The following is an 11,470-nucleotide window of genomic DNA, read 5'->3' on the forward strand; positions in this document are numbered from 1 at the left end:
GCGTAGTCTATAGTGCGGAAGTCTAAAAAATATCCATGGTAAGAATGTAGATAAAATCTACTGACGAAGTTCCGAATGTACGGGGGATTGACCCAGCTGATAGAAATGTCAGAGCAAATTTATGTTTGGTAGATGAGGATGAGTAAAAATTTCTAGTATGAAAATCCTTGCGATGTTTTAGGCATCGGAAAGTCTACAAACCCAGAGGAACTACCTAAAGGTATATGTATAGATAGAGATGTTGGAACGTGGTAAGCGTAGAATAGGGAGGTCTTATTACCGATGAACTACTCGGCGTAACAGTTCGCTGCCGCTCACCGTTACGCGCCGGTTCCTGGAACCTTTGTTATCTTGGAAATTTCGACAATATCTCAGTACAACCATGAAACTGTCTTGAACCGTGAACGAAGGGGGCTCTTTCTTAACGTAACGTCTGTTATCGGACGCAGTATGTTGATGCCATATACGATATGTAGCATGCTGAAACTCAATTTAATCAGTGTGCCCAACAATGAGTAGTTGCTTTATTTACAGCCATATTATTGGTATAATATGGCTGTATCTTTTTGGAGAAGGAGCGAATTTTAATGGAGGGCCACCTTGAACTTCATTCAGAGCAAATAGAGACTATTATCCATACGCTAAGAAAATCTGTAGCTCCTTGGCTCATTATTCTATTTGGCTCCTATGCCAAGGGCAGAGCCCGCGGGGATAGTGATATTGATATTGCTTATCTGACCGATCAGGTCGTTAATGAATATCAGTCTTTTTGTATAGCTCAAGACTTGGCCGATTTACTAGGTAAGAGTTGTGATTGTATTAACTTGAAATTAGTTAGTACTGTGTTTCAAGTTCAAGTGGTTGGATTCGGAAAAGTACTTTATTGTCAGGATGAGACGCGACGGAAATATTATTTCCTCCGTACGTACAAAGAGTACGCTCTTCTTAATGAGGAACGGGCACTTATTCTAAAAAAGATAAAAGAGAGGGGGACGATCTATGGGGGATGATGTGGTTTATAACAAATGCTCGATTATTGAGCGTTGTATTGAGCGTATTCATGAGGAATATGAAAACAACCCTAAAAATTTGGAAAACTATACAAAGCAGGATTCAATCATTCTGAATATACAAAGAAGCTGTGAGGCAGCTATTGACTTAGCTATGCATATAGTGGCCGAAGAGAAATGGGGAATTCCGCAAAATAGCCGTGAAGCGTTTGATATTCTTCACCAGCATAATTGCCTGGAGGATTCGTTAGCTGAATCTTTAAAATCAATGGTAGGTTTCCGGAATATCGCGATCCATAATTATCAATCTCTCAATTTAAAGATTGTAAGTCAAGTCATTGAGCATTATCTCGACGATTTAAAGGAATTTAGTAAAATTATGCTTAAGAGGTTTTAGACTAAATTGATGACGAGGTCGTAGTATACAGAGTACTTCATGGAAATAACACATCATGGTCGTGGGTAACACAACCGATAGAAAATACCCTTTTTGGCAGAAAAAATGCTGCTTAGAGGGGTATTTTTTTTTGAAAAAAGCAGGAATATTAACAGGAATTTTAATTCATGGATAGAATTTACATAAAAGGTCAGAATTTTAAAAGGGGGGGAATAGATCGTTATTTTGTAATATTTCATATAGGAGTGTGAACTAATGTGCTTTCTAGTCGCCTTAAGGTTAAAGTTGCTTTTTTCACAATAAGTCTTCTCCTCGTAAATGGTGTGCCCATTTGGTCTGTACAAGCCCAAACTACTGGATCAGGAACCATAAGGTATATGGCTAATGATCTCGGTAAAAGTAATAAATCTGCATCGGCAAAAGTGACAGCATTATCAGCTATTAATAATGGGAAAGAGGTCTTTGCTGATTTTGCAACAGCTGGAGTCACTCAAGCTATTAAAGCCAACAAAGCAGAATATGATTCCGCGATTGCGTCTGCTTTGAGACTTAAAGGGTCTAGTTTAACCCTATCTGAAGTTCAAAAAGCAGTAGATAGGGTAAATGAAACAGTTGCTGCAAACGCTTTATCAACCATTAACGCTGGGACAGAGGTATTTGATGATTTCGCCGCTGCGGGAGTAACCAAAGCGGTTAAAGCTAACAAAGCGAACTACGATTCGGCTATTGCATCTGCTTTCAAAATTAAAGGATCCAGATTAAACTTAAATGAAGTGCAGAATACCGTGAATAGCGTAAATACAACCATTGTCGCAGATGCACTATCAACAATTAACAGTGGAACAGAGTTATTTGAAGATTTCGCGAAGGCCGGAATAACCAAAGCCCTTAAAGTCAACAAAGCAGAATATGATGCGGCAATTGCAGATGCTAAGGAAATTAAGGGCCTAGACTTAACCTTAGTTGAAGTTCAGAAAATAGTAGAGAACGTAAATACAACTAATGTCGCAACTGCCTTATCTTCAATTAATGCAGGATCAGAGTCTCTTTCTGATTTTGCAATCGCCGGTGTAAGGAATGCGGTTAAAGGAAACAAAGCAGGATATGATTCTGCTATTTCGGAGGCATTGAAGATCAAGGGGGCTAGTTTAACTACAGCTGAAATTCAAAAAGCTGTAGACAGCGTAAATGCAGCAGCTGCAGCAACAGCCTTAGCCGCAATTAATAAAGGGACAGAGGATTTTACGGATTTTGCAATTGCTGGTATCAAGAAGGCGCTTAAGGCTAACAAGGCAGGTTACGACTCTGCTATAGCAAATGATCGTGGCACGAAAAAGTCAGATTTGAATTTAGAAGACGTGCAGAAAGCAATAGAGAAAGTAAACGAGGCTGTTGCTGCTGCCGCTTTAAGCAAAATTAATGGAGGAAAGGAAATCTTTACTGACTTCTCAACGGCTGGAATAACCAAGGCAGTTAAAACAAATCAATCGGAATATGATTCGGCAATTGCGGCAGCCTTAAAAAAGAAAGGAAGTAATTTATCATTAGCTGAAGTACAAGAACAAGTGGATAACATTAACGCAGCAGTTGCTTCAAGGGCCTTAGCGGCAATTAATGCCGGGTCTGAAAATTTTGCTGATTTCGCAACAGCGGGAATAACAAAAGCAGCTAAAGCTAACAAGGATCGCTATGATCTTGCCATAGCGACAGCACGAGGAAAGAATTGCACGGTGTTAAAACTGGATGATGTGCAAAAAATTGTAGACGACGTAAATGTTACAGCTCCTTGGAGTGCACTTTTGTTAATTAATGGAGGAATGGAAAGTTTTGATGATTTCGCTACGGCAGGAATAAAAGACGCTTTTCTCAAAAACAAGGCACAATATGATGCGGCAATACAAGCAGCAAGAGTACCCAATGGACCTCCTTTAACGAAATCCGAAGTTCAAACCCAAGTAGATAAGGTTAATAAGGCCGCCGCTGTAGTATCCTTAAACTTAATTAATGAAGGAACAAAGGATTTTTCTAATTATGCAATGGCGGGAGTAAAAGGAGCTATTGGCGCACTCAAAAGATTCTATGATGCAGAAATTATAACAGATATTAATAAAAAGGGTTCAAATTTGACACTAAATGAAGTTCAAGTTGCAGTAGACAATGTAAACGCAAGAGCAGCGACCGCCTTATCGGCAATTAATGAAGGAACAGAGCTATATAATGACTTTTCCAAAGCCGGGGTGACAAAAGCTAATATAATTGACAAAGAAAAATATGACAGTGCAATAGCGGCAGCCTTAAAAGAGAAGGGATCTGATTTAACCTTAGATGAGGTTCAAAAAGCAGTGAATAGTGTCAATGCAACAACTGCTCCCCCCAGAAGTTTACAATTAATTAATGATGGAACAGAACAATTTTCTGATTTTTCCTTAGCAGGAATTAAAGGTGCGATTGGAAGATATAAAGGTAACTATGATAAGGCGATTGTAGATGAAAAAATAATTAAAGGTTCCGAATTACAATTAGAAGAAATTCAAAAATTGGTAGATGACGTAAACAGAATATTGTCTAGTTCCAAGAATCACGCATATATGACGCACGACTAATTGGAGATATGAAAAGAAAGGTTTAAACTATGTTTGTCTTTGGCCATGTTGGTTTAACGACTTTAACCGCAAGAGTAATTGAGAAAAGTACGAGTGAAAAGAGGATAGATTATAGACTTGTGGTTATTGGTTCATTGCTGCCAGATCTTATTGATAAACCCATTGGGAGGATTCTATTCCGAAATAGATTCGAGAGTGGGCGGGTTTATGCACATACATTGGCCTTTGTCTTGGTCTTAATTAGTATAGGCCTATATCGCTTGTATAGATATAAAAAGATTGGCTGGTTAGTATTAGCTGGAGGCAGCATATTACATGCTATCTTCGATCAAATGTGGATGTTTCCCAAAATATTATTCTGGCCGTTTTTAAGTGGAGCATTTAATAAACCTGCTGCTCATGGAGCAGCTAAAGGCCCCTTGGCTTGGGTTCCTCCGGAATACCATCGTTTAATCATCAATCCATATATCTATATACCTGAAATAATAGGTGCGATTGTAATCATCTATTTTGTTATAAGGCTTTATAGGTATCGTGGGTTTAGTACTTTCCTGAAAACTGGGACTATATTATAACGGATTGACATTATTTGTTAAGTTAAATAATGCTCGGGTCGGAAAAGACCTTCGAAGTTAAAACAGTGTGCCCAACAAGGAGTAGTGGCTTTATTTACAACCATGTTATTGGTATAATATGGTTGTATTTTTTTGAAGAAGGAGTACATTTTGTGGAGGGCTTCCTTGAACTTCATTCAGAGCAAATAAAGACTATTGTTAATAACAATTAATTTACTTTGTGCCCACTTTTATATAATTGTATAAGGAATAAGCCGAACAATGTTTTCTTAAGCAGGATAACGTGGTTAATAAATAGTTGATTAGGCGAAGACAAGAGATGGGGAAAGAAAATGAAGTTAATTTTACTTTCAGGGGGTTCGGGGAAGAGGTTGTGGCCTTTGTCCAATGATACCCGATCTAAGCAGTTTCTGCAGGTGTTGAGGAGCGAGCTTGGTGAACCGCAATCAATGGTTGAGCGGGTTTGGTCACAGTTGGAATCTTCAAGCCTCAAAGAAGTTTCTTACATAGCTACGAGTAAGTCACAAGTGGATATAATTCAAAATCAGCTGGGTACCGATGTTAAGCTGATTGTCGAGCCAGAGAGAAGGGATACTTTCCCGGCGATTGCCCTGTCTTGCTCTTATCTGTATTCTGTAGAAGGTATAGGACTTGATGAGGTTGTTGCAGTACTTCCTGTAGATCCTTACGTAGAAACAGGATTTTTTGAGGGGGTCAAGGACTTAGAGGAGGTTTTGCAAGATTCGTGGACAGAGTTAGCGTTAATGGGAGTCGTACCGACGTACCCTTCTGAAAAATATGGCTATATTGTGCCGGAAGGCGGTCAGGGAAACCAAAGGTATGTAAGAGTGAGTCATTTTCGGGAGAAGCCGAAAGGAGAGCAAGCTGCAGAGCTTATAGAGCAGCAAGCCTTATGGAATTGCGGGGTTTTTGCTTTTAGACTTGAGTTTGTAATTAAGAAGATTGAGGAGCTCGGGTTTTCGCCCAACTATGAAGCGCTGCGCGAAGATTACAGCAAATTGCCAAAGATCAGCTTTGATTATCAGGTGGTCGAGAAAGCTAAGCATATTGCTGCCCTCCGTTATGACGGGGATTGGAAGGATCTTGGCACCTGGAACACCTTGACAGAGGAAATGTCCGGAGTTCTCATTGGCAACGGGGTTTTGAGTGAGGATTCGCTGAATACCCATTTGATTAATGAGCTGGATATCCCAATAACCGTTTTAGGGCTATCTGATATTGTTGTAGCAGCGAGCCCGGACGGTATTTTGGTTTCCGATAAGAAAGCCAGTCCGAGAGTCAAAGAGGTTATTAACGGCTTAACCGGACGTCCGATGTTCGAGGAGCGGCGCTGGGGCTGGTATAAGGTTTTAGACCATACGAAGTCGCCGGAAGGTCAGGAGGTTTTGACGAAACGGATTGGGATTAAAGCCGGTAAGAATTTAAGCTATCAAATGCATTACTTCCGAAGTGAGGTTTGGACGATTGTGAGCGGGATTGGGGAGTTTGTGTTAGACGGTGTTATCTATCCTGTCAAACCGGGTGATGTGTTGAATATTCAGGTGCAGACTAAGCATGGGATACGCGCAGTTACCGATCTTGAGTTCATAGAAGTTCAGCTGGGAAAAGAGCTTGTGGAAGAAGATATAGTGAGACTTTTCATGACCTGGGCTGAGGTTGAAGAGTATTGTGTAAGGCAAACTGAGCACCCACTCGCCGAGAAAATGGGATAAGTTCGCTGAGAAAAGCGCGTATTGTCAGACGGTATTGGAAGATAAGGTGAAGATTTCGGGGTAATTAGTTAGAATTGTTCTTAGGCCCTTTTTTTGTCACTCTATAAATATAGATGCCGAAGGCAATTAAACCAAAAATCAGCCCAATAAATAAAGCTAAGAGACCCCACCACGGAAGATGAGTAAAATCCTCCAAGGCCTGAATCCTATCTATAAACCTATTATCTGAATTATTAACACTGTTATTTTTCGTATAGTTAAAATTATGTATTTCATAATCAGGATCAATGACCGCGATTTCTCCGGTCATTTTGGCGCGCAGGTCGCCATCGCTAAGGATTTTCTTGAATATATTGAGGTCTTTATCGTTGTCATACATAATGACGTAAAGTCTTTTTGCAGAATCCCACGGAGATCTAATGACTTGTACCAGAAGCTTATTTTGCAGCGTTTCCGGTTCTATTCCCAGGCCATCTTTGATACTGAACGTTCCATTTCCTGTCGGGGTTACAAATAAGTTACTCTTTATTGCTTGCGGGAGATTTATGGTTCTATAGGAACCCAAATAAATGATATCCATTTTTTTCTGGTTGCTCGTTAAAGAGTCGTTAGGCCCGAGGATATTCCAATCCATTGTGGTATTAGATGATTGTCCTGCACGAGATGCCAGTAAAGAGGTTGTCTCCAGGATCGAACGGTTCCAAGACGTGGGCAAACTTAAAGCAACTTGCGGTGTGCCAACGTCTTCCTGCGTATAAAAATAGGGGAATGAATTTAAATCTGGCTCTAAGAGTGTTTTCCCTGGTAACAAGCAAATTTCCGAATCGGGATTAATGACTGTCCAAGCGGTGTCATCATAATTTTTTGAGCAGTCAACAACACCAAGGTAGTTATAGCAGTCAATTGCGACATTAATCACAGGTGACGTTAGGGCATCGTCTGGAATGGTTACCTTCAATGTTCCATCTTCGGCATTGGCCGCTGAAAGTTTGGCGCTGTTGACGGCAGTTCCGTTGATATAGACTGTCATGAGTGATCGATCCGAGACTAGGATTTTAGAATGATTGAATTTGATGTTAAGATACGATCCTTTAGCACCTTGAATTCCTTGGGGCTGAACAAAGGTCAGATATGTCTTTTGGTGAAACGCTCCTGCGAGGTTGATACTGCTATAACCGAAATCTGAAAACTTATAAAGTCCGTCTTTTTTTAGTTCAAAGGGTGTACGATCTAGTTTAGTATTTGAGCTGACGGTTAAAGAATTACTTTTAATCTGATCCATTAACGGTTTGCGGGCTAAAAAGTCTACAGCTTTAGTGATGCTATCTTGATTATCGCCGGTTACCAAGAGATTAAATAGGTTACTGCTGTGTGGAGTTGGGGTTGTACCGGCAGTAGTCTGGCTTCGAATTGATAAAAATCCATCTGCCGCGGATAGTTTATGCGCGGGCAGGGTTAGCTGGGGGTTTGACGACCATTCCTGGAGCGGACCTAGAAAAATTCTATTACCAGGAGGATTATTGCCTGTTATGTTTCCTGAAAGAACATTGTAGTTCAAATTTGCTTTGTCATTGTAGTTTCTGCCTAATGAAGAGGATAATTTGAGAAGGGAGGAAAGAGTATCTTGATTCACAGTTTTAGGTAAAATGTAATTGGCTGAGATTGCGGTTTTATTTAAAAAGTTGTCTCCGAAGATGGGTAAGGCATTAGATAGTACAGCATCCGCATACTCATTAATTGTAAAGCCCATGGTGGAATCCTTATGTATAACCATCCAGTTGCTGGAATTGTCGATATCTGCACAATCCCCTAAAATCGACCTTTGCTTGCTCTCAATTTTAAGTTCATTGAGGGCATTTTCTTTAAGCATTGCCGGCGGAATGCTGACTTTCCACCAAGTTGTTTTCGGGGCATTCAGCTCATTAATCCATTTTGTATCGACGGGAGAGTTGTTGATCAAAACACTTACATTTGAATGGTTGGCAAGTAGAGTGGTGGAAAAAGAAATATGCAAATTAACATTGCAGTCGGCGATATCTGCGCCTTTGGGAAGATTAAACCAATATGATACTGAGTTCGTCGGCAGGTTAAAATTTTGATCTTCAGTGAATAGAACGACAGTGCTCGAAGTAGCCGGTGTGTTATTTGTCACTGCTGCAATTACCCTTCCAGGTAAAAGGAGCTGGCCTAAATATAAAAGGGCAAGAACAAATGCTATAAATTTCCTCATTGACCTCATCCTTTCCAATGAAACTTCTTTCATAATTATGACTGTGTTAATATCTTGACTTTAGAAATTAACATGCATCTTTTTTATTCTGGATCTTGAAACGGAAGTGGCAATTTTCCCTGCAAATGTCCAATGGTTATTAATGATATAATTCCAGATTGCCCCCACAAAAATCCCGCCTACGTTTGCAAACAAGTAATTACATCTTAAGCGATAGTACAAAAGATATAACAAACATATATTGACCGATATCCCTATACATGAAGCGATAACATATTTGAAAAATTCACTCAGCAAATGGCCGTTTTTAATATCTGACCAGGTAAGAAGCTTGTTCAAGCCATAGTTTGAGAGCATGGCCAACGTTGCTGAGATTAAGGCGGCTCTGTGAGGAGCCAGGTTCATTTCCTTAACGAGGAGTACATAAAATAGTAAATTGACGATCACACCGATTAAGCCTACCAATGAAAATAAATAAAATCGTCGATCCTGTGGACTTTCAATGATTAAGCGCATGAGGTGGCGAAGATAATTCCATTGCTCAGCTATGGACATTTTTGAGGTGCCGCTGTCTCGAGGTTTAAATTTGTAGGGGATTTCGGTTACGTTTTTGTAATTTGCCCGGACCAGAATTTCAATAAGTATTTTCCAGCCTAAAGGTCGGAGTATGATGTCCTTTATAATAGGCTTACGGAACATAAAAAAGCCGCTAGTCGGGTCGTTGATATGGCGAAGTGCCTTTAAGGATAGTCTTCCGATAGATCGTGCGGCTGCGGAAATAATTCTGCGTCCGAAATTCACCCCGTTGTTACCGCTCGGCAGAAAGCGGCTGGGAATCACGATGTCTGCACCATCCTCGATTGCTTGAAGCATTAAGGGAAGCAATTCTGGTGGGTGTTGAAGGTCGCCGTCCATTACAGCCAGGATATCTCCCTGAGCGAGTTCAAATCCGGTGATAACAGCAGTTGCCAAGCCTTTTTCGTTATTCCTGTGAAGAAATCGAACATGGTGATCGGTCTGGGCAAGATTTTCAAGGAGAAGAGGCGTATCGTCGTTACTGTCATCGACAAAAATGATTTCATACGGCTCAAGGCAAGAAAGTCTCGTGATATAAGCTGCTGTCTTATTAACGTTATTCATCTCATTGTAAGTTGGAATGATAATACTTAACATGTTTCACCTTCATCTAAAGTTCTGTTAGGAGGTTAGATAGCGCAATAGTTATTAACTGTAATGGATGTAACTCTGGGAAATTTTAGCACTCTGAAGAATTAAAACTGAGTGAATAACGGTTGACTATGTTTTCACTAAAGACGTCATTGATTGAACGCTTAATAGATGACCTTGAACAATCTGAATCCATCAAAATCTTTAACTTTAACACACCAGTCCAGGCCGTGTGCATAAAGCGCGGGATATTCTCGGTTAATCGCATCGAGATGCCCGATTCCTGATGGGTCAGGTACTAAGATATATGTAACTCCATATTTAAGGGGATTAGCTACGATGTCGTAAAAGCCAAGACTGGCGCTTGTGACAATATTATCGATATTATTTATATTTAGGATGATGCTTCCTGTCAAAAAGGAGTCGGTAAGGATTCTTTCATCCGGAAGATTGTCATTGATATAGTCTGATATTTGATGACTCTCGCTTGAGATCGTTAGATTGTTTTCTTCTGGTGCGAGCTGGGGATTGCTTAAATAATAGCTGGTTAAATAAGACGAAACCAGCAAAGAAAAGGCAAGCAATAAGAACGCTAAATTCTGACTGGAGTGATCCTTGATTTCTGAGAGTTCGTAAGGGATCCAAGCCATAGAAATAGGCAGCACATAGGAAAAGAAGCGCAGCCATCCATAGGAATTGCCGCCAAGCAGCATTAAAAAGTGAAAAAAAAGCATGGTCAAGACTATTAAAAGTAAGATTAAAAAATCTATTTTGAGTAAACGACGGCTCATAGCTCGCAGAATGACAATGGCAACGAATACGGGAATAAAGGGAATAGATTTAGTAAAAACATAGAGAAGTGCTTTTAAGGGAGTTCCTATAAAAGCGGCGTATTGGCTTTGCGAAGGATTGGAGTAGGCAGAATTCAAAAAATATAACGGATTACCGGTTATAATCCAGTTAAACATTATCCAAACAAAAATTGCGTAGAGCAGTGGAGTATATAGAATGATCCCTGTTCCTTCAATATAATAGTACTTTTCCTTGAGCGAGTTTTGGTTCGAGTTGGGAAAACCGGGATTTCCCTTATATCGAAAGAGAATAATTAGAACTATTCCTAAGCCAACAGCTGCCGCATAGGGAATGGCTTCATATCGGCATAAAAACGCAATGGCCAGGGCGAAGCCTATTTTCATGATGTAATTAGGGAGGCTTTCCTGAAACCATAGATTGAGATATGAAATCGAGTAAATCATCATGCAAAATATAAGCATTTCACTCATTCCATTAAAGCCGTAAAAGAAAATGAAGGGATTCATGCCATAGAAGGTTAATAACGTCAGGGACTTAAATCGTGATATATGATAGTTGCGGAAAGTCTTATAAAGCAAGCTGCAGGATAGGGCGGCAAAAGCAGAAGTGACGATAGATGCAGAAATCCCATTGAGAACCATCGGTTTCCAGTAGCGTGCTATCCAGACAAAAGGTAATTGCAGCATGCTTGGCAGAGGATTCCAAACCAACCCGATGGATGCAAAGCGTAATGGTTTAATGAAAAGAACATAATATGCGTTTGCAGTTCTGCTAAAGGCGTCATTTAATACCGTGTCTTGAAAATAACCGTAGTATATCCCGCCTGCCATTTCCAGGAGAAATATCAGTAAGAAAACTGCTATACTGATTTTGCTCTCACTCTTGCTATTTTCACTATCAGTACTTGAGTTAATATCCAACTCCTTCATATCAACAAAGCTC

8 protein-coding genes are annotated in these 11,470 nt (G+C 40.1%); 5 read left to right on the forward strand and 3 right to left on the reverse strand.

All coding sequences use genetic code 11. The features are described from left to right. Nucleotides 1–587: 587 nt before the first annotated feature. From B5771_RS15920 to B5771_RS15940, 5 genes are all read left to right on the forward strand, one after another. Nucleotides 588–1,010 carry a nucleotidyltransferase domain-containing protein gene (locus B5771_RS15920; protein ID WP_088188419.1) on the forward strand — a complete coding sequence of 141 codons (423 nt, stop codon included), beginning with the start codon at nt 588–590 and terminating at the stop codon, nt 1,008–1,010. Then, nucleotides 1,000–1,407: a DUF86 domain-containing protein gene (locus tag B5771_RS15925; RefSeq protein WP_088188420.1), complete on the forward strand. Its 408-nt coding sequence runs from the start codon at nt 1,000–1,002 to the stop codon at nt 1,405–1,407. The genes B5771_RS15920 and B5771_RS15925 overlap by 11 nt, the downstream gene beginning before the upstream one ends. Before the next feature lie 377 nt (nt 1,408–1,784). Then, on the forward strand, nt 1,785–4,010 hold the full coding sequence (locus tag B5771_RS15930; protein WP_140417749.1) for an FIVAR domain-containing protein: 2,226 nt from the start codon (nt 1,785–1,787) through the stop codon (nt 4,008–4,010). Nucleotides 4,011–4,039: 29 nt separating this feature from the next. Beyond that, a complete protein-coding gene (locus tag B5771_RS15935) occupies nt 4,040–4,585 on the forward strand; it encodes a metal-dependent hydrolase (RefSeq protein WP_088188422.1) in 546 nt (181 codons plus the stop codon). 332 nt (nt 4,586–4,917) lie between these two features. Then, a complete protein-coding gene (locus tag B5771_RS15940; protein ID WP_088188423.1) occupies nt 4,918–6,318 on the forward strand; it encodes a sugar phosphate nucleotidyltransferase in 1,401 nt (466 codons plus the stop codon). A gap of 64 nt (nt 6,319–6,382) precedes the next feature. Here the strand turns inward: B5771_RS15940 and B5771_RS15945 are convergent, their stop codons facing one another. The 3 genes from B5771_RS15945 to B5771_RS15955 form a co-directional block, all read right to left on the reverse strand. Then, complete coding sequence (locus B5771_RS15945) at nt 6,383–8,548, reverse strand: cellulose biosynthesis cyclic di-GMP-binding regulatory protein BcsB (protein WP_172408291.1); 2,166 nt, start codon at nt 8,546–8,548, stop codon at nt 6,383–6,385. 60 nt (nt 8,549–8,608) lie between these two features. After that, the gene (locus B5771_RS15950; RefSeq protein WP_088188425.1) at nt 8,609–9,721 is read right to left on the reverse strand and encodes a glycosyltransferase family 2 protein; all 1,113 of its coding nucleotides are present in this window, start codon (nt 9,719–9,721) and stop codon (nt 8,609–8,611) included. A 158-nt stretch (nt 9,722–9,879) separates the two neighbouring features. Then, on the reverse strand, nt 9,880–11,457 hold the full coding sequence (locus B5771_RS15955; protein ID WP_242966862.1) for a hypothetical protein: 1,578 nt from the start codon (nt 11,455–11,457) through the stop codon (nt 9,880–9,882). Nucleotides 11,458–11,470: the final 13 nt, after the last annotated feature.

This window comes from Desulfosporosinus sp. FKA, assembly GCF_002196785.1.
GTDB classification, from domain to species: Bacteria; Bacillota; Desulfitobacteriia; order Desulfitobacteriales; family Desulfitobacteriaceae; genus Desulfosporosinus; species Desulfosporosinus acididurans.